Origin of the sequence: Flavobacterium sp. GCM10023249, assembly GCF_042653365.1 — a bacterium.
In the GTDB taxonomy this organism is placed as follows: Bacteria; Bacteroidota; Bacteroidia; order Flavobacteriales; family Flavobacteriaceae; genus Flavobacterium.
Genome location: NZ_JBHSHZ010000006.1, coordinates 573,688 through 595,742 on the forward strand (window position 1 = coordinate 573,688; position 22,055 = coordinate 595,742).

The 22,055-nt window shown below is 37.8% G+C and carries 7 protein-coding genes; 2 read left to right on the forward strand and 5 right to left on the reverse strand.

The window, feature by feature from the left end:
- Window positions 1–13: 13 nt before the first annotated feature.
- The 5 genes from ACFO7M_RS04140 to ACFO7M_RS04160 form a co-directional block, all read right to left on the reverse strand.
- Window positions 14–13,309 (reverse strand): T9SS type B sorting domain-containing protein, encoded by a 13,296-nt coding sequence (locus ACFO7M_RS04140; protein ID WP_379734186.1) that lies wholly within the window; start codon window positions 13,307–13,309, stop codon window positions 14–16.
- Between the two features lie 107 nt (window positions 13,310–13,416).
- Window positions 13,417–16,698 carry a PorP/SprF family type IX secretion system membrane protein gene (locus ACFO7M_RS04145; RefSeq protein ID WP_379734188.1) on the reverse strand — a complete coding sequence of 1,094 codons (3,282 nt, stop codon included), beginning with the start codon at window positions 16,696–16,698 and terminating at the stop codon, window positions 13,417–13,419.
- Between the two features lies 1 nt (window position 16,699).
- Entirely contained in the window at window positions 16,700–18,235 is a 1,536-nt protein-coding gene (locus ACFO7M_RS04150) for a gliding motility-associated C-terminal domain-containing protein (RefSeq protein WP_379734190.1), read from the reverse strand.
- A 124-nt stretch (window positions 18,236–18,359) separates the two neighbouring features.
- Entirely contained in the window at window positions 18,360–19,640 is a 1,281-nt protein-coding gene (locus ACFO7M_RS04155) for a hypothetical protein (RefSeq protein WP_379717791.1), read from the reverse strand.
- 50 nt (window positions 19,641–19,690) lie between these two features.
- The gene (locus tag ACFO7M_RS04160; RefSeq protein ID WP_379717789.1) at window positions 19,691–20,128 is read right to left on the reverse strand and encodes a hypothetical protein; all 438 of its coding nucleotides are present in this window, start codon (window positions 20,126–20,128) and stop codon (window positions 19,691–19,693) included.
- 383 nt (window positions 20,129–20,511) lie between these two features.
- Here ACFO7M_RS04160 and ACFO7M_RS04165 point away from each other — a divergent pair, with 383 nt between their 5' ends.
- Window positions 20,512–21,660: an ATP-binding protein gene (locus tag ACFO7M_RS04165; RefSeq protein WP_379734192.1), complete on the forward strand. Its 1,149-nt coding sequence runs from the start codon at window positions 20,512–20,514 to the stop codon at window positions 21,658–21,660.
- Between the two features lie 4 nt (window positions 21,661–21,664).
- Window positions 21,665–22,048: a DoxX family membrane protein gene (locus ACFO7M_RS04170; protein ID WP_379734194.1), complete on the forward strand. Its 384-nt coding sequence runs from the start codon at window positions 21,665–21,667 to the stop codon at window positions 22,046–22,048.
- Window positions 22,049–22,055: the final 7 nt, after the last annotated feature.

The following is a 22,055-nucleotide window of genomic DNA, read 5'->3' on the forward strand; positions in this document are numbered from 1 at the left end:
GCTCTGAGTTAAATTATCTATACAATGTGAAATGTCCAACAAATTCGTCGTCATCATTACCATTAATTTTGATTACATACCAGTAATCTCCAGATGGTAATTCTTTTCCTTCATATTTACCATCCCAAGACTGACCTTGTTTCAATTCAGCAACCTGACGTCCGTAACGGTCGTAGATGCGTGTTTTCAAATTCGGATAAATATCGGCACATCCTGGTTCCCATGTATCGTTGTTTCCGTTACCGTCAGGTGTAAATACATCTGGAATACAGATAGGAACAAATGTTACTGGAATATTCGCCGTAGCATTACAGCCTGAACTATCGGTTACTTCAACAGTTACAGTGCCTGACTCACGGTAAACGAATACATTCTCAGATCCTGACTGACCAACATTGCCATTCAGATAGAAAACATACGTGTAATTTCCAGATCCACCAACCGCTGTCGCTGTTACAGTATTTAAAGCAGTTTGTGCTAAAGTAACCTGTAACGGAAGTACTGGAGTAATAGTAAATTGTGGAGTGTCTTTCTGACAAGCATTTGGTCCAGTAACCGTAATGGTAAAGTTTCCACCTGCAAGCAATGTAGCTCCATAAACCGGATTAGTCGACTCAAATACTGGGCTTGATTGTGCAGGGAAAGCACCCAAAGCGAAAGTATATCCAGGACCGAATGTATTATTAGTGGTTAATGTATTCAATACAGTCACTTTAACACCTGGAGTGTTATTGTAACATTCTTCCTCAACAAGTGCAACAGCATCAAAACTATCACCACTTCCGATGATTTGATCGAAGTTAGTAGCACATCCGTTGGCATCGTTTACGTAAATCACATAGATACCACCATTCAAATTCGCAAACTGATACGTTGAAGTACCTAAAGGTAAATTCACAGTTGAACCAATCACCGGTGTAGAAGAACCAGGATACAACACTTCATAATGTAATGAATAAGGACCTGTACCACCTGTTATTGCAACATCAATACTTCCTAAGTCTTGTTCAGAACATTCTTCGTCCATGAAACCAGTAGCACTAGCATTTAATGGTGCCAATGGCTGACCAACAGTCACTATCGATTGAACACTACAACCGAAATCTTGATCGATAACATTCACTACATAAGTTACCCCACCGTATAAACCAGTTATTACATATGGTTGTGCAGGATTTGTTACTGTAAATGTTTCCACAGGATCTGTTGTTCCTTGAGGACGAATATTGAATTGAACTGTTCCTCTATATCCAGAGAATGTCATCGTAATCGTTCCATTTGGTTCACCGAAACATTTAGCATCACTAGGTGTAAATACAACAGCGAATGGCTGAGTTGGTTCAGTAATTGTTATATTTCTAGTAACCGGAGTACAGTTCCCACTAATTACGCTCACCACATAGTTACCAGCAGTTAAGTTAAGGAAATCACCGTTCGTTTGAGGACCAACAGTTCCGCTAGGACCAGTCAATGTATATTGGTAACCACCAATTCCACCACTTGCTAAAACGTGAATGTTTGCATCATTATCACCAAAACAGTTGATTACAGTATCAGTATTTGCTGATATACTCAATGTTAATGGCTCTAATTGATCAATTTTCACTTCATTAGTTACAAAACTGATACATCCGTTAGCATCTTGAACATAATAACTGTGAGTACCTACAGGAACGTTAGTCAACGTAATTGATGGGTTGAATGAACCAGTAAATGGACCAGTAGCCGAAGTACTGTAGCTGTAAGGTGCAACACCTCCAGAAGCAGTAATTGTTAACGAAGCTGAGCTATCAGCACATTGCTGTGAATTTGCAACCATAGCAACTGTAGCTTGTACTTGTGTTCTTGGTAAAATGGTTACCGGGATAGGATTAGAAGCACAGTTGTAACCATCGTTGATGATAACTTCATATGTTCCAGCACCTAAATTACTGAATACATTTGATGATTGTGGTCCAGATGATGAAACCACAGGAGTCAATGTATTCAATGTATACGTATAATTAGATCCTTGACCACCTGTTACACCAGTTACAGTGATCGTCATATTTTGATCTCCAAAACAATTTACAGTTTGAGTTGCAATTGCATTTGCTGTAATTTGAGTTGGTCTCACTAATGTGATTGTAACATTATCTGTACAACCGTTAGCATCAGTTACAGTAATTGTATATGTACCTGCCGGCATGCCTGAGAACACATTGTTTGTTTGTGTAGCACCCGCTGGTAAAGAATTAATAGTATAAGTATAGTTAGTGTCCCAACCACCTGTAGCTGTTGCAACAATTACACCTTGATTATTATCACAAGTTACGTTAGCCGTTTCTTGCGCAGTGATATCAAGTGGTAAAGATGGAGTTGCCACCGTCACACTATTTGACGTTGCAGAACAGAATGGAGTAGCAGACTCAGTTACTAGTACAGTATAACTTCCACCTGTTAATCCAGCAATTGTCAATGGATTCGTTGAAGTATTTCCAGTACCGCTCAACACAGCTGTATTAGTACTGTCTAAAACTTGATAGCTGTATGCACCTGTATAACCAGTAACATTGATAGAAATTGAACCGTTAGTTCCTCCAAAACAAGTTACAGGACTAACCGCAGTAGCATCAACTACAATCGTATTAAATGGAGTGATTCCATAAACTGGTAAGTCTAAATAACATCCCGTTACAGCATCTGTAACTCTTAAGTAATATGAACCTGGAGCTGTAATAGTGAAAACATTATCGTTAGGAGCAATACCTTGAGTAATATTTGCAGCGCTAGCAGGTAAATAAGAATAAGTATAACTTCCAGAACCTCCTGACGCAGTAACAGTAACTGTTTCTGGTCTTGTACAGTCGATTGTTACAGTCGAAGTTGTAGCAGTCAATGGTACAATTGGGTTAACTGTAGCCGTACTTGTTTCGATACATGCATTGAAATCTTTAACATAAACAGTGAAGTTTTGAACCGAACCGTTATCAGCGATTTGGAATACATTCGATGCTGTATAGTTAGTTCCATCAATACTGTATGTGTATGGTGTTGTACCTCCACTCGCGGTTACAGTTATGGTAGCCACATTCGTAGTATTGTTCATTGCACAAGTAAATGGCGCAACTACCACACTATCAATAACTAAATCTGTTGGTTGATTTACAGTAATAGTTTGAGTAGCAGAACATCCTCTTCCAGAATTCACCTGAACTGTATATAAACCAGTAACTAAGCCTGTGAATACATTTGACGTTTGTGGAACAGCTGGTATTGGAGCACCAGGTCCCGCAATAATCTGATAAGTATAAACAGGATTATCATTACTAGCGTCTAAAGCAACAGTAATTGTACCGTTGTTACCACCAAAACAACTAACCGGAGTACTTGCTAAAGTAAATGTTACCGGAGTTGGAGCACCTAAAGTGAATGTTGTAGTAGCAGTACAAGATGTTGTTGTATCTGTTACAGTAACAGTATAAGTACCCGCAGGTAATCCTGTAATAGTATTTCCAGCAATGATACCAACAACTGGAGTGATTGAGTACGAATAATTTCCTGATCCTCCATTTGCATTGATTGTAATGCTACCATCATTGTTCGCACAACTTGGTAATGCAGTAATCGAAGTTGTAACTCCAAGAGCTGGGTAAATCAAAATAGTATCTGTTGCTGTACAACCGTTTGCATCTCTAACAGTCACAGTATATGGTGTTGCAGAAGCTACCACGGTAAATGTTGGACTGTTTTGGAAAGCACCTCCAATACTGTAAGTCAATGGAGCTACACCAGTACCAACAACAGTGAAAGTATAACTTGCACCAGTTGACGTACATTGGTCAGCCGCAAAATTTGGTGCAGTTACTGTTGGCGTAGGATCTGTTGTGATTGTTACATCCAACATTGCTCTACAACCATTCGCGTCTTGTACCCAAACATCCCATTGCGTATTCGTTAATGGATTTAATGATGCGCTATTTGCAGCAGCAAAATCAGCTGGAGTTGGAGCAACACCATTTTGCATGAATGCATAGGTGTAACCCGGAGTTCCACCAGTACCAATTACGGTAACTTGTGCATTAGCGTTACAATTCGCGTTTATATTAGAAACTAATTGAATACCAACCGCTGTGCCCGGTGTTGTTACATTGATTACACCAGTAGTATCTTGACAGAATGGCGTCGCAGTTTCTGTAATTTGAACCGTATAATTTCCTGCAGGTAAACCTGTTGGAATAGTAAATGGATTCGTAACTGTATTACCAGCACCACCTGCTACAGGAGTACCAACAGCATCGAAAACTGTATAGTTATAAGCACCTGAGTAACCCGTCACATTAATTGAAATAGCACCATTAGTACCACCTAAACATGACACTCCATTTACAAGTGTACCAGTTACATCAAGTGTATTGAAAGGGCTTACTGTATAAGTAGCTTGAATAGTACATCCCGTAGTAACGTCATTGACTTGGATTGTATAAGTACCAGGAGCTGGCAAGTTGAAAATATTCGAAGCTTGCGGAGTTCCAGATGGTAATAATTGATACGTGAATGTACCAGAACCTCCAACAACTGTAACATTTACTACCTCAGGGTTAGTACATGTAATCGCTGTTACTTGGTTAATTGTAGCAGATACTAATCTTGGTAAACGATTAACGGTTATAGTATTAGTTGCAATACATCCATTGTTATCTTTAACATAAACAGTAAATGTTTGATCTACGTTCGTATTGACAACTTGGAAAGTATTACCAGTAAAATAGTTAGTACCATCAATACTGTAAGTGTATGGAGTTGTTCCACCACCACCTACTACAGTTATTGTTGCTGTATTTTCAGAATTATCAGGAGCACAAGTAAACGCAGTTGCCGAAGCAGATGCTGTTACTGCTGAAGGTTCATTCACTACTACATTTTGTTGTAATGAACATCCTCTTCCTGAATTAACCTGAACTGTATACGTTCCTACTGGTAATCCTGTAAACACATTAGATGTTTGAGGACCAATAGCAGGTGAAATAATTTGATAAGTATAAACTGGGTTGTCGTTGCCCGGATTTAATGTTACAGTAATAGTACCATCACTTCCACCATTACAACTAACATCTGTAGAAGTAGCTGAGAATGATACCGGAGTTGGAGCTCCTAAAGTAACAGGAATATTAAACGTACATGATGTTGTAGTATCAGTAATTGTTACAGTGTAATTTCCTGCAGGTAATCCCGAAATAGTTGCAGGATTTGTACCAGTGATTGATCCAGCAACAGGAGTAATTGAATAACTATAATTACCCGATCCACCATTTGGCGTGATTACAATAACGCCATCATTATTTGCACAAGTTGGTAATGCTGAAATTACGCTTGCACCAGATAACGGTGTAAGAATATTTATGTTAACTGTTTCGCCACATCCATTAGAATCTTGAACAACAACTGTATGTGCGCCAGACGACAAACCATTAATCATATAAGGGAAAGTAACCGTTTGGAAAGCACCACCATCTAGACTTAATGAATATGGAGCAACACCTACTGTGTTCAAAGTAACGTTTAGTGAGAAGTTACCTTCAGCCGCACAAGCGTTGATTAAAGTAACATCGATATTTGGCGTAGCATCAAGATTCACAGTAACTGTCGTGCTTACTGTACATCCATAAGCATCTCTTACATATACTGTGTAAGTACCTGATTCTACATTAAATGTGTTAGGTGTATTGAAAGTAACACCATCTAAACTGTAAGTATAAGGAGCTGTACCACCTTGTCCTGATGCAGTAATTACACCAGCATTTGGATTACAATTGTCGTTTTTAATAGCACTAGCCACAATAGTTAACGGAGTTAACGATTCAACAACATTGAATACAGGCGTTGAAACTGAACATCCGTTATTCGGGCCACTAGTCTCAGTTAGTAATACAAAGTAAGATCCTGGTGCTAATGGACCTATATTATTAATTGTAAATGCACCTCCAGGTAAACCTACAACGTTTGTAGGACCTACAACAGGAGCTAATGTTACAGAATTGTAAACTGTCCATGATACTGAAGTACCACTGTAATTGTTAATTGTTACACTCACATTTGCGTCAGCACTTCCTCTACAAGTAACATTATTGACAACTAAAGTTGAAGTGGTCATGTTGGAATTTGAAGCTGTAGAAGTATCCGCTTGCGCATAATAGTAACAGTTGCTCGATTGATCCCAAACTACAAATGAATACGTAACACCTGTTAATAAACCTGTGAAAGTAGATGTTCCAGATCCAAGTGGTGATTCTGGTTGCCAACCTGCACCTGCTGGTGGCAATGTAGAAGTTGGATACAATGAGAAATAGTATGGACCACCAGCTCCGAAAGTTGAAACTGCATTCACTACAACTGATGCACCAGACAAACAGTCACCTGGTGGTAAAACTGTAGTAGTAATATCTAAACCTGATACAGGTGATGCAATCGCAATGTTGCTATTTGTAATCTGACATCCATTGGCATCTGTAACGGTAACATCATAGAAACCGAAATCTAAGTTGGTAAAACAATGGTTAATACCCGCTGTTGCAGCATTGAATGTTTGAGGTGGATTACCGTTTGAAAGATCTGTTAAAGTATATACATAAGGTGCTACACCTCCAGATACACCTTGAACGCAAATCTGACCTAATACTGTACCACCAGCCGTACACTGAATCGGTACAGTAGTTATCGTATAGTTAATTTGAGGGTTTTGAGTAATCGTAACTGAACCAGAAACTGTACACATTTTGGTGTCTCGAACTACATAGGTATAAGTACCAGCTGCTAAGTTAGAGTAAGTGAAGTTAGACGTAAATCCACCTCCGTTGAAATTGATTTGGTATGGACCTATTCCACCACCAGGTGTGAATGTTACCGAACCAGTAGCATCTCCGAAACATAATACATTTACTTGAGTAGTAGAAACTGTTACCGGTACCAAAGGTGGTATAGTAATTACACCAGATTGTACCACACAACCTCTACTGTCAGTAACTCTTATCACATATGTTCCAGGATTTGCTGTAGATACTGTATATGTAATGTTTGATCCTGCTACTGCAACTGGAGCACTGAATGCACCAGCATTGTAACTCACTTGATAGGTATAACCTGGATAACCACCTGTAATGTTTGCAGTAATCACCGCGTTTGGTGAAGCAGTACAGTCGAAATCTTTAGTCAATACTGTATTAAGAGTTAACTGAGGATTAATTGTTTGTGTAAATGGTACAGCATTAATACAGCCAAAAGAATCTCTTACTGCAATGGTATATGTACCTGGTGTCAAGTTAGAGAAAGTATGACTGTTAACCGGAGTATTACTCGGATTGAATGCGCCTCCATTAATACTGAAAGAATATGGTGCCACACCTCCTGAACCAACTACTACAAGTGATGCTCCGTTAGTTGTATCATAACAAAAATCTGAAGTAGCACTTAAAGCAATATTCGGTTGTACAGGAGCTGTTAATGTAAATGGTCTAGTAATAGAACAACCATTTGCATCAACAATTGTAATATTATATGAACCCGCAGGAATATTGGTAAAGGTATTACCGGCCTGAGTACCTGCAATAGGAGAAATTGCATAAGTATAACTTCCCCAACCACCTGAAGCATTAACTGTTACAGTTCCATTTATAGCACACGTAACCGGAGTCGTTGTTAAAGTAGCTGTTAACGGAGAAGCAGGACCACTTATCGTTACAGTAGTACTAGCGGTACATCCGGTTGTTGGATTGACAACATTAATAGTATATGTATTTGCAGTTAAATTATTAACTGTAACTGATGATGTACCAATATTGGTTCCTGAATCACCAGGGAAACCATTTGGAGTTATTGTATAGTTGTAAGTTGGACTGAATCCAGAAACCGTGAATCGAATAGATCCTGTTGCACTTCCTGCACATTGAATATTACTATTCACTACAGCACTAACAGTTAAAGCAGGTAGTGGGCTAATTGTAAATGACTCTTGATAGTTACAATTTCTACTATCAGTCACTAAGAAAGTATAAGTGCCAGGCGCTAAATTGTTAAATACATTTGATGCTTGAGGAGCAACAACTGTTGGTGCAATAATTTGATAAGTTAACGGAGCAGATCCACCAGTAACGGTCAAAGTAACATTTGAAGTATTACCTGAAGTACATGTAACTGCAGTAGCAGAGAATGTAATGTCTGTTGGTGGAGTCAATGGGGAAACAATAACTGAAGTAGTTGCTGTACATCCATTAGTATCTCTCACTGTAATGGTATAAGTCCCAGCGCTTGTAACTGTGAAAGTGTTTCCTGCTTGGAAAGTGGTACCATTTATGCTATAAGAAAGAGTTCCCGTACCTCCAGAAGCAGTTACAGTTATAATACCATTTGAACTACATGTATATGGAGTAGTCAATGCAGCTGAAACAGTAATTGCTGTTGGCTGTGTGATAGTTACTGAACCATTAAATGTACATTGTTTCGCATCACGTACAATATAGTTATAGGTGCCCGCAGCCAAACCGCTATAAGTAGTTGTTGCTGTAAAAGCGCTTCCGTTGAAACTGATTACGTAGGGAGCTGTACCAGATGAAGGTGTAATAGTAACACTTCCGTTAGAAAGACCATTACAAGTAACATTTGTAGCAACATGAGTTGCAGTTGGTAAAGTAAGTGCTGGGATTGTGATAACTCCCGATTGTGCAATACAACCTCTTGTATCTGTCACTTGGAATTGGTAGGTGCCTGGATTAGCCACAGGAACTGTATAGGTAAAAGGGTTTCCAACTGGAGCAGGAGTAATAGCGGTATAACCAGTATTATTAATGTTCACTTGGAATGTATAACCAGGATATCCATTTGCAGCGGTTACTGAAATAGTTCCGTTAGGTGAAGCCGAACAGTCGAAGTCTTTCGTTAAAGAGGCATTGATTGTCAGCTGTGGATTGATAGTTTGTGTAAACGCAGCAGCATTAGTACATCCATAAGCGTCTCTTACAACGATAGTATAGGTACCTGGAGTAAGATTAGCATAAGTATGGCTGTTAGCAGGTGAACTTGTATTACCAGCTACAAAAGCGCCACCATTGATGCTAAATTCATACGGAGCAACGCCACCTGAAGCGGTAACAATTAATGTTGCTCCATTGGTAGTGTCATAACAGAAATCTGAAGTCGCATTCAATGTCAATGTTGGTCTTACTGGTGTAGTAAACGTAACCGTATCTACATCTTGACAACCATTCGCATCTGTAGTTGTTATTGTATAAGTACCTGCCGGAACATTTGTGAACACATTTCCTGATTGGCTTCCTGCTACTGGTGAAATCGTGTAGGTATAAGCTCCCCAACCTCCTGTAGCGTTTACAGTGATTGAACCATTAGATGAACAAGTCACCGGAGTCGTCACTAAATTGGCTACCAATGCCGAAGCAGGTCCACCAATAGTTACTGTATTAGTAATTGTACATGTTTCATAAATAAGAGTTAACGTGTACGTTCCTGCAGGATAATTGTTCAACGGAATTGTTAAAGTTGTTGAACCACTATTCGGAGTAGTACCACTTCCTGAAGTTCCTGGTGAAGGAGTGATTGTATAAGAATAGTCTGCTCTATTTGGTAAACCTGTGATTGTAAATGAAGCGTTACCAGTACTTGTACCGAAACATCTCACATCATTAATCAATTGTGGAGTGATAACAGGTGGAGCAACAGATTCAAGAATAAATACTTCTTGGTATTTACATCCGTTTCTATCCGTTACTTCGAAAGTATATGCTCCTGGTGATAATCCTGAGAAATTACCATCCGCTTGAACTGTACTTGTAATAGGTGCAATAATTTGGAAACGCAAAGGAGGTTGTCCTCCAAAACCTGGAACTACGTCTACATTTAATTGACCCGTTACATTTTCACAACTTACTTTCACTTGATCTTTTAAGTACAAATCACTTGGACCAACTGGAGTTACCGCAGTAACAGTTGTTGTTCTAGTACAGTTATTGATATCTCGAACTGTAACAGTATAGGTTCCTCCCACAGTAATATTAAACACATTACTAGATTGGAAGTTAATTCCATCGATGCTATATTGTAAAGCACCTGTACCACCTGAAGCTGTAACAGTAATAACTCCTGGAGCCACACATGTAATTTGTGGATCTAGTACTGCAGCAATAGTTAGTGGACTTGGATTAGTTATTGTAATAGTTTGTGGAGTAGTTGTACATACTGCAGTTCCTGTAGTATATTGAACTACCGCAGTATATGTACCAGCAGCTAATCCTGTAAATACATTTGAGTTAGACCAAGTGGTACCATTATTGATACTGTACTGAAGTGCATTGCCATTAGCATTAGTAACATTGAAAGTAATGGTTCCGTTGTTTGCACCATTACATAAAATATTGGTTGAGGCTACTGTATAAACAGGAGGCTGTACTTGATTTACCACAATTGTCGTAACTGCCTGACAGTTGTTAGCATCTACAACTGTGGTTGTATAGGTACCCGGAGTATTTACCGTTATCACATTGGAAGTTTGGAAAGCTCCTGCGGGTGGTGTTGTATTTACATAGTATGCATACGGTGGTGTTCCTCCAGTTGCTGTAATAGTAACTTCGCCTGGATTACAAGACAATGGTCTTGTTAAAGCAGATGTTGCAACTAATTGCGCAGGGTTATTAATAGTAAACGTTGCATTTTGAGTACATCCGTTGTCTGTTCTTACCACCCAAGTATAGGTTTGACCCGGTGTTAAATTCGGGAAAGTATAAGTATTAGAAGCTTGTGGACCAGCACTAGCCACTAATGGACCTGCTGGACTTGCTCCGGAATGTAATTCGAAATAATATTGTGGGTTTACGTCATTAACACCTAAAGTAATGCTTCCTCTGTCACCAAAACATAGTGGTTGAGTAACATTCGCAGTAACTGTAAAGTTGCGTAAACGAACTTGAACATTTGGCACAGAGAATAAACATCCGTTAGTAAATCCTGTTTGTCTAATGAATACAGTGTAATTACCCGCCGTCATTATATTACAGAAAACATTACTTGTTTGCCATACACCTGTTTGAGCACCTGCTGGTGTCGATAAACTGAATTCGTATCCAGAAGATGGCACATTGTTTACGGTGATACATCCAGGAGTTGTACATATAATATCTGTAGCTACAGCTTGTGGGTCCAACAAGTTTTTGAATACATTAAAATAGAAAACACTTTGACAGTTATTTCCAGGATATGTAATCACAATCTTATATTGTCCAGCATCTGTTACTGTAAAATTGGGTCCTGTACCAACAGTTGGCCATGTACATGCTCCTGTATTAGCACACGTTGGCGGTAAAGTGGTAGCACAAGGCTCATTCAATTTCATCCATGTTATGGAAGTAGCATCTGCAATATTCGTCAAAATCGTTTCGGAATCTGTAGCACCACATAAATAAATATATGGTAATTGCTCCCCATCATTCGGACAAATTACAATCTCATCGGCATAAGGCAAAACAGGATTCGTAACGCCGGCTCCGAAAGTAATTACATTAAATGTTACAGGAATATCAATACAAGGATCTGGGGCATTACACATAACCGTGTATGTTCCAGGTTGAGTTACCGTAACTACTTGGCCTCCTACCGGAGTTACCGGTGCTGGACCGCTCCATGTATAAGTGGTATATCCACTAGGTGCGGTTAACTGAACACTAGCGCCACATAGAATTACATTTTGAGAATACACACAATCGTCGATGTTTCCAATGAAATTCGTTGGAGATGGTGTTCCCAAATTACATGCAGTGAATGATGACAAACTCGGGTCATCTGTAATTGGTGTAGTATTAATTACCCCTTGGTAACTTGCAAATGCCTGATTGATAATTCTATTTTCACAGGCATCTACTAATTCATAACAATTTTCAACAACACGAACTCTGATTCTAATAACGCTTCTTGGATCACCAACATTAACAATAGAAGGGTCGACATTAAAACGAATCTCTCTTGTTGTTGGATTGTAAGAAGCAACTGTTACGCCTGGTGGTAAAATCAAATCAGCAGGGTGATTGTAAATAACGTTGACCGGTAATACATCTCGTATGATTACATTAGTTGCATCATCATTACCGATATTTTGGAAACCGATAACATAAGTTAGGTATTGTCCTAAATTAACAGCCGATCCATCTGCAACAGGATTACCTGCGCTATCTTCTACAGTTTTAGTCAATACAATTTGTGGTTCGATGATATCAACTGCAAAAGCATTGAAGAAGTAAAAAAACACGTCTTGTGTACTTCCCAAGCGAATCGTTGCAGAAGTTGCATTATTTGCTAAAACTGAATTACTAGGATTAAAATTGGTAATAATACCGGCATCATATCCCAAAGTATTATCACTCGCTGGATTTCTTGTAGCCGCTATACCATTTAAATCGGTTATCGTACTATTGAAAAAGTTATTTAATAATCTTGGTCTTGTTCCAGCTGTAGTGGAAATCGTTGTACCGTTTATTCTAAGGTAATCCCCTGTAATATCGTAATCTCCCTCTAAACAAGAAAAAGCAAATTTTGCTCTAACTGGTCCTGCTGGGATAGTTCTAAATCCTGTGATAGGAATATCTAAAGTTGTTGCTCCACCAATACCACTAAATCCATCAAAAGTCACAATTGACTTTGAAGGTAAAAGTGGATCTTCATAAACGATAAAAATGGACCAACCAGCACTTAATCCGGTTCCTCCATTACTACCTGTACTAGATAATACGTTAGCTACTGTATACGTCCCTTGTGGATTTGTTAGCCCTGTCACAAGAGAGGTGATATCGTAATAACAAGCGTACACTTTATTTTGATCTGTTCCGATTGGTGCATTCGGATCATCATGAACAATTGTTCCGGTAATATCTGTATAAGTAGAAGAACCCGGTAGTTTTAATTTAACCTGATTAATCCCTGTTCGTGTATTGCTTTGCAATATTCCAGCCCAATACAATCCAGCATATCGAATTCGATAACAGCTTGCGCTTGTTGGTGGAATAACTAAATTAGCACTACTGGAACTAAAAGTAGACGGATCGGAATCGACATCAATAAAACCCATATTGATACTTCCGTTTTGTCCTGTTCCATTGTATGGTACATTCGGACCGTTACTTCCGGTACTTCTATTAATGGTATTGTTACCAATCAACAAAATATCACCTTTCAAATCCTGATCAAATCGCGGCGTGAACGGCTTCAAATTTTGTGCAAGTGCTATACTGTTGAAGAGCAACAGTATGGCAAACAGTGAGTAGATCTTTAACTTCATAGGGCTAGGGTTTTCTTTATTTAATAAAGGTATTCATTTTTAATCAGTTAACTTTTTTTTAAGAATATAAAATCGATATCCTGCATAATTGTTAACGAATTTTCTTGTTATTTTTCCACTTTTACAACTACCATTTTACCATTGTACGGTTTCGTACCTTTCGTTTCCATTGCTGTGTTGGCATCACCAATTTCTTCGAATTTTTGATAGTAAATATAGTACGAGCTTGTCGCAACATTATAGAAGAAATCTATATTGGTTTGACCTGCCTGAATTGCCTTTTTCAAGAACTCATCACGTTTTGCTGGATCTTTATGAACCGCCAATACCAGATAGAAACCAGGCTCGATATTTTCAACATTTTTAACAATCTGCATGTTTGCCTGATCTTCATCGCCATAGTTGAAATCTTCTGGTTTGAACGTTTGTCCTGTTGGTGATGTTGTTTCTTTAATTTGTTTTAACGATGCTCTATCTTTCAGATATTTATCTTGGTTGCTATCGAATTGAGCACGTTTAATTCTACGTTTTTTCTCAATCTCGATATCCGCCTTAATTTGATCCAATTGTGATAATAAAGCAGCATTTTGTCTATCTGTAACTGCCTTTTCAGCTTTCAATTTAGCCAAAGCTTCTGCATAGTTTTTATTCACTAAATCATTTTTATTCGGCACTGTTTTCAACCTTGCTGCGGCTAAAGTTTCAAATTCTTTAATAAATCTGTCCTGTTCTTGCGTACTTTGCGCAATTTCTGCTTTCAAGTTCTCGATAGCTCTGTTTGCTGCCGCTGAACTTTGGAACTCAATTTCTTTAGGTTGAGTAACGACACCTTGTTCAGACAAGTCGTTTTCCTTTCTCAAATCCAACAACTCTCTTTGTTTCGCATCAACCATAGATTTGAATTTATCCACATTTTCGTTTTGGATTTTCTTCGAATCGTCAATTACTTGAGTTAAGTTATCTATCTCTTTATCCTCTGCTGTTTTTGCAGCATCTGCTAATTCTTTTTCTTTACGTATACGTTCTTCTTCTTTCGCTTTCGCTTCCGCTGCCAATCTTTCTTGTTCAGCTTTTAAGCGTGCTGCTTCGTCTGCTTTCGCTTTCGCATCTGCAGCTTCTTTTTCTTTACGTAAACGTTCAGCCTCTGAAGCTTCTTTTGCTTTCGCTTCCGCTTCCGCTTTCAAGCGTGCTGCTTCCTCTGCTTTTGCCTTAGCATCAGCCGCTTCTTTTTCTTTGCGTAAACGTTCTGCTTCTGCTGCTTCTCTTGCTTTTGCATCTGCTTCCGCTTTCAAGCGTGCTGCTTCGTCTGCTTTTGCCTTAGCCTCTGCAGCTAAACGAGCATCATTTTCAGCTTTTAAGCGAGCCGCTTCTTCTTTTGCTCTAGCATCTGCTTCCGCTTTCAAACGTGCTGCTTCCTCTGCTTTCGCTTTGGCATCAGCCGCTTCTTTTTCTTTGCGTAAACGTGCTGCTTCTGCTGCTTCTTTTGCTTTCGCATCTGCTTCCGCTTTCAAGCGTGCTGCTTCATCCGCTTTCGCTTTCGCTTCTGCTGCTAAACGAGCATCATTTTCAGATTTTAAACGTGCCGCTTCGTCTGCTCTTGCTTTAGCATCTGCAGCTTCTTTTTCTTTGCGTAAACGTTCTGCTTCTGCAGCTTCTCTTGCTTTCGCATCTGCTTCTGCTTTCAAGCGTGCTGCTTCGTCTGCTTTAGCCTTAGCCTCTGCAGCTAAACGAGCATCATTTTCAGCTTTTAAACGAGCTGCCTCATCGGCTTTAGCTTTAGCATCAGCAGCTTCTTTTTCTTTGCGTAAACGTTCAGCTTCTGCAGTTTCTCTTGCTTTGGCATCCGCTTCCGCTTTCAAGCGTGCTGCTTCATCTGCTTTTGCTTTCGCTTCTGCCGCTAAACGAGCATCATTTTCAGCTTTTAAGCGAGCTGCTTCGTCTGCTTTTGCTTTCGCATCTGCTGTTGCTTTTTCTCTACGTAAACGCTCGGCTTCAGCCGCTTCTTTTGCTTTTGCATCAGCTTCTGCTTTTAAACGCGCCTGAGCTGCAAGACGATCTTGTTCCGCTTTACGTGCAGCTTCCGCTTTAGCACGTGCATCAGCTTCCAATCTTGCTTTTTCAGCCGCTTCTTTTTCACGACGTAAACGTTCTGCTTCCGTAATTGCTTTATTTTTATCCGCTTCCGCTTTTGCTCTTGCATCGGCTTCTGCTTTTGCACGTGCTTCTGCCAATGCTTTTTCTTGTTCTGCTTTAATTCGAGCTGCTTCTTCAGCTTTTGCTTTGGCTTCCGCCAATTCTTTTTCACGACGTAAACGTTCGTTTTCAAGGCGTTCCTTATCTTGTTGTGCCTTAAGCGCCAATGCTGCTTCACGTTCTTTTTGAAGTTCAGCCAACGATTTTTTCTTAACTGGTGTAGCTTTTACACCTGGATTAGTTTTCTTGGTAGCTTTAACGATAGGTTTAGATTCTTCATAATCGCCATATCCTCTTAATTTATAAGCCAAAGTAACTTCATGAGACAAGCCAAAATCGGTGAAATTGCCCAATCCTTTTTCAACATTATAACCAACAAAGAATTTTTTGGCCAACACGAATCCGACACCACCAGATACACCATTAACCGAATTGTATCCGGCTTGAGCCCAAAGACCTTTGGGTGCATAAAAAGAAACCAATCCAGAAACAATCGTTTTTTCTTTGGCCATTTCACCTTTAACCAAAGTAGAAAATCTTCCGTTTTCGAAGAAGCCATTATTGTATAAATAACCGGTATACATTAAGTGAGCACTGATGCTTTTCATTGGATCATCAGTCACTAGCCCGGAATTATTAAAATTGTAGTAAAAAATATTGTTTGCCGTTAATCCTAAATCAATCATTCCTGTACTGTAATTAATACCCGGATTGACAGAAACTAATGAATTCTTGGCGATATTTTGTAAAGAAGGATCTGGTTCATTGGTAATAATCTTACCTTCATTCAGTCCGCTATTGATGTATGCTAAGTTCAAACCAAAAGTAAAATTATTGTCACGATTGATTTCAACATTACGGGCAAAGTTCCCAACTACACCAAAAGAAGTTAATACGCCTACATTTCTCTGAAACGCACCAAAAGCCAAACCATTTTGGTCTCTGAATTTACCAGAGTAACTGAAAAAATAAGAAGTAGGTGCGTCCTCAAAACTAGCCCATTGTCGTCGATTCATAAACGTAATGAAAGATTCATCCTCTCGAATAAAACTGAAAGTTGGGCTAATTAAGAATTTATTGAACATTAATGAATTTCTTCCTGTTACGTCAAAAGAAGTCACGCCATCACCCGTTTGGGCATTAACAATGCCAAACGAATTAAAAATCAATAAAACACCTAATAATCTTCTTTTCATGCTACTTTATAACTGTAATAGATCCTTTTTTAACGGGGCTTCCTCCTTTAGAAATTACATAGTAGAAAATGGGATTTACTGACTTGAATTCTATACTATTTTGGGGCCAATCGTTTTGATAATTTGTCGTTTTTAAGATTTCTTTTCCAAAAGCATCAACGATAAAAATTTCGTGTTCTGCTGTTTGATAATCTTGTGGAATTTCCCATAGATCGTTAATCGAATCACCATTTGGGCTAATTGTATTTGGAATCTGAGTAGGATTAATTCCGAATTTTACTCTGAATAATATTTCTTTTGAAAAAATACAACCCGTTGTTTGCGTCACTACCAAACGATAGTCACCATCAATCGGTGTGCTGGTACTGAAAGTATCGGTTGTATTTATCGGTGATGATGAACCGGGATTATACCACTCATAGGTTGCATTTGCAGCAGTTGTCGTAACTGTTACTGAAAAAGTTCCCCCTTCAGGTATTTTATTGATACTAGGGGATTGCAATGCAGGGAAAGTGACATCAAAATCGAAACCATTCACCTGAATTGTATTCGTAAATACTTTTGGAACACAAGAGCCTTGGTCCACCTGAACTTTATAATTACCCGTAATTGCTGTAACGTAACTATTGGTCGTAACATTAGGAATCTCCACATCGTTTCTGAACCATTTATACACATAACCCGGAGACGTACTTAAAGTAGTTGGATTAGATGGACAGATATTATTTGGTGGATCTATACTTGATGTTAAGGTAAAAGTGGCAGAAGGTGATGCAATGATAACATTTACCTTTTGTGATTTTTCAATTTGATCGTCTAGAAAAGTAGAACATGGTCCATAATCAATGAATGCTTGATAAACACCTGTACTGTTTACTACCAAACTTGACCCTGTTTCTCCAACAATTGGGTTACCATTTTTAAACCATCTATAGGTAATATTTGGTATACCTAAAGGAGAGAGGTTTCCTGGTGTACTTGGATCAACGGATAATGTAGCTGAACCGCCGCTACAAATTCTAACATCGGTAGCATTATTATTCAATGTAAAATCTTCAAGGAATGCCTGATAATAGGCAGATATACCTGTTCTACCAGGTAATTTTGGATCAGGATTTGGTATTGCCCCTGTCGCAGGACCATTTACATCCGGTTCTGGAGCTGTATTTTTTATTCTGAATTTGTATTTATCACTTCCTTTTAAATCACTAGGTATTCTAAAAGTAAAATACCCTGGACTAGTAACTGTCTGTGACGCTAGAATAGTCAACGTTGGCATTGGAGAAACAAAAAAACCGTCTTTATTGGACATTTCCAATACGTAAGTTCCAGGCCCTGCAAATGAAAAATTTACAGTAAACTCGTTAAAATTTGATTCGGCTGGGTCATAAGGAAAAGTATATGGAGGCGGCTCTGCACACATTTTAGTAAAAGTGAACGTAGGCGCGCTCATCTGAGCATATACTCCGTCATGTATAAAAAACGGAATTAGCAGAGCCAAAAATAACCTGAATTTAAATGGTATAGTTCTCTTCATATTAACTTTTACTTAACACAAGATTGTTATAACGAGAAAGTGAAAATATTATTGTATAAAAATCTAGAAATCCATTAAAAGTTTTACCCTTTAATGGATTGTATTCTAGCTTATACTTATTAACTTATTTAGAAGCGGTAATTTTACCGATTTTAACTCTGTAGTCAGGTGTTTTTGCATCCCATGCAATAAACATTTCTGCGTTTGGAGTAGTTTCGTAAAGATTTGCGAATTGTGGATTTCCGTAATAATCTTCTAAGTCTTCGTTATTTGTAGTATTTTCAACAAAAATATTCCCCTTACAATTATTGAAATACATCTCCTCTAACTTAATTTTTTTAAGACCACCAGCTTCTGGTTTGATGTCATCATCCAAAACCACTGCTGGGCTGAATCCAGAAATAACACTTTTCTTAAGAGTTAACCCTGTGCTTTCTGCAACGAAAACCGATTCTTTTACTAAACCACTAGCTGAGTCTCTGTTAAGATCATCAGTTGAATTTACTAAAGTACAGTTAGTAGCAACTACATTCGTTAATGCTTTTGAAAAATCAGCCTCTTCTTTTTTCTCGTAAGAATTAACATTTAAACATCTAGCTCTAGTTGAACCAGAAGAGAATGAATGTCTAACTGCTAAAGAGTTTTCTAATCTAGTTTGAGAACCTTGAGTAAATCTGAAATCATCACCATTTGAGCGTAAAGTAACAGCATTTTTCATTGTAAGATCACCTCCTAAAATTTCAAAAGCATTACCTGCTGAGAAACTTGACATTACGTTTTCAATAACTGTTTTGTTACCAACTGCTGCCAAAGAGATTGCATTGTAATCTTTGTATCCTTTGATTTTCTTACCTGCAAATTCAACTCTCAAGAAACGTAATACTCCTGAGCTTGCTGTTGGGTTAGTTCCACCATAGATTGTTTGAGAAGGATCTCCTTCAAAATTTAAAGAAGCAGTTCCACCAAATTTATTGATTGGCGCATCACCAAGGATTACTAATCCTCCCCAGTCACCTGGTTTTCTTTGAGCTCCATTTGATGTAAATACAATAGGATCCGTTTCAGTACCTTCGGCCATTATCTTAGAGCCTTTAGTAATGATTAACGCACCATTTGTACCTGTGTCCCCTTTGATAACTGTACCTGCTTCAATGGTTAAGGTTGCTCCATTCGTTACGTATACCGGCCCTTGAAGTAAATAGGTATTTCTCTTCAATAACGTTGTATTCGTAGTAATCTTTCCGTACAAAATCTGATTGGTTTCGTTATATTCTACCTTCTTCGGGTTGAATTCTGTCCAGTTGTTTAACCAGTTACTAGCACCAATTATACCTTTTTCTTGTTGAGCATTTGCAGCGAAAGCTACAAATAGCGCAATCCATTTTAAGTTAGATAAGTTTTTCATGGGGATTTGGTTTTAGAAATTATTAACTAAAATTAAAAAATTAATTTATATTATTCACTAAAATTATATAATTCTTTTAACATCGCCTCGTAATATAGTATTGACGAAACTAAGTTTCCTTTGTCTGCATATGGTGTCATCAATCTTTGGAATTCAACAGTTGCAGTTAAGAACGTTCTTGTATTTTCCTGCTGAGCATCAAGAGCTTTGATGTTCTCAGAGTTATCAGGTATACCTACATCTTGCATGGTAATACCCGGTTTGTGTGTCAATGCAATATACGGAAGTGTATTTACTAACGAATTGATTCTTTCGATATATAACTCAAGTAATTGTCCTTTAGTCATCCCTTCCAATTCACTTTTTTCGTGAAATTTACGGATAGCAGAGTTAGTGCTGATGATGCTTTTGGGCTTTCCTTTAGCTTGAGCATTAATATTACCTACTGCGAAAAGCATAAATAGGCCTAAAAAGATAATTTTTTTCATGGTTGATTCAAAATTTTAGTTTAACTCTAATTATTCAAAAATATGTTTTTAAATTTAATTGACAAGTTTTTGAAAACATTTTTACGATATTTTGTAAAAACCTGTCTTTTTAGTTTAAAAACTTTAACAAAAAATTAATGCATTCATTTTTTATCATTCATACCAAAAGCGTGCCAAAATTTTGTTGCCTGTTAATTTTTTGTGAAATTTATTTGAAAAACCCTTATAAATAAAGCTTTTATAAAATTTCATTCGTGAGCAAAAATATTAAAATTTTTCTAATAAAAAATATTTATCAACAATATTTGGTTAAAAACTTATTGTTTTTCAAGTTTTAGAGAATCAAAAAACCAATTAAGGCATAGAAATTTTATATTTGCAACATGCTTTTTAAACAAATTGTAGGTCACGAACATTTAAAAAATCACTTGATTCAGAGTGCTTCTTCAGGTAGAATTCCTCATGCTCAATTATTTGTGGGACCTGAGGGGAGTGGAGTACTGCCAATGGCAATTGCGTATGCACAATATGTTTTGTGTGGTAATTCGGACAAAGAAAATACCGGAGGCAATGAAGCTTGTAATCTGAAATTTGATCATTTTGCGCATCCCGATTTGCATTTTATATATCCGACGGTAACGACAGAGGAGGTAAAATCCAAGCCAAAAAGTCTCGATTTTTTAAATGATTGGCGTCAGTTTTTACAGGAACAACCATATGGTTCTCTTTTTGATTGGTACACACTCCTTAATGTTCAAAACAAACAAGGAGAGATTAGAGTAGAGGATGCTCAGGAAATTTTAAAATCACTTTCTTTAAAATCGTATGAAGGTGGCTATAAGATTATGATTATTTGGATGGCCGATAAATTGAATATAGCCGCATCCAATAAATTACTTAAACTTTTAGAAGAACCCACCGATAAAACCGTCTTCATTTTGATAACTGAAAATGAAGAAGATATTATCCAGACTATCCGTTCGCGTTGCCAAGTTTTGCATTTTTCTCCATTGAGTGAAAATGCTATTGCGTCTCATTTGACGGAATACCAGAACGTAGAGGAGAAGAAAGCTAACTTAATTGCACATAAAGCACAAGGTAATTATAACAAGGCTTTACGATTATGTGAAGATAAAAACGACAATCAATCGTTCGAAGAGTGGTTTGTCATCTGGGTAAGAGCTGCATTTAGAGCAAAAGGGAATGCTTCGGCAATCAATGATTTAATTACCTGGAGTGAACAAATTGCAGGATTAGGGCGAGAGACTCAAAAGAAATTTTTACATTTTTGTATCGAAATGTTCCGTCAAGCTTTATTACTCAACTATCAAGCCGATAAATTGGTATATTTGGAAACATCTGTCGATAATTTCAATTTGAATAAATTTGCTCCTTTTGTGACCGGAAATAACATTACTACTATATATAAAGAAATACAAGATGCAATCTATCACATTGAACGTAATGGAAATGCTAAAATTATTTTAACCGATTTATCAATCAAATTAACCCGTTTAATACACAAAAACTAAACTTATGCACAATTTAGCTGGCTTACTGGTATTGCTGTTTTTAGCGATTACATTTTTACAATCTGGTTACGACAAATTCACAGATTATCAAGGAAATTTGGGATGGTTAAAAGAACATTTCGCCCAAACCTTTCTAAATGGAAAGGTCGATTTTGCCTTAAAAATATTATTGGTTTTTGAATTAATAGCTGGTTTACTTTGCGTGGTGGGTATAGTTGAAATGTGTGTCAACGGTGATACTACTTTTGGAAAATATGGAGCCGTTGTTTCATGTATCACTTTATTGATGCTATTGTTCGGTCAACGCATTGCCAAAGATTATGATGGTGCAAGAACTATTGCCATTTACTTTATAACTGCTGTTTTTGGCGTGTTTTTATTGCAATAATTTGGTT

Excerpts from the sequence above, each read along its gene's own strand:
- ACFO7M_RS04140 (WP_379734186.1), bottom strand. The coding sequence starts at position 13,309 with ATGAAGTTAAAGATCTACTCACTGTTTGCCATACTGTTGCTCTTCAAC.
- ACFO7M_RS04145 (WP_379734188.1), bottom strand. The coding sequence starts at position 16,698 with ATGAAAAGAAGATTATTAGGTGTTTTATTGATTTTTAATTCGTTTGGC.
- ACFO7M_RS04150 (WP_379734190.1), bottom strand. The coding sequence starts at position 18,235 with ATGAAGAGAACTATACCATTTAAATTCAGGTTATTTTTGGCTCTGCTA.
- ACFO7M_RS04155 (WP_379717791.1), bottom strand. The coding sequence starts at position 19,640 with ATGAAAAACTTATCTAACTTAAAATGGATTGCGCTATTTGTAGCTTTC.
- ACFO7M_RS04160 (WP_379717789.1), bottom strand. The coding sequence starts at position 20,128 with ATGAAAAAAATTATCTTTTTAGGCCTATTTATGCTTTTCGCAGTAGGT.
- ACFO7M_RS04165 (WP_379734192.1), top strand. The coding sequence starts at position 20,512 with ATGCTTTTTAAACAAATTGTAGGTCACGAACATTTAAAAAATCACTTG.
- ACFO7M_RS04170 (WP_379734194.1), top strand. The coding sequence starts at position 21,665 with ATGCACAATTTAGCTGGCTTACTGGTATTGCTGTTTTTAGCGATTACA.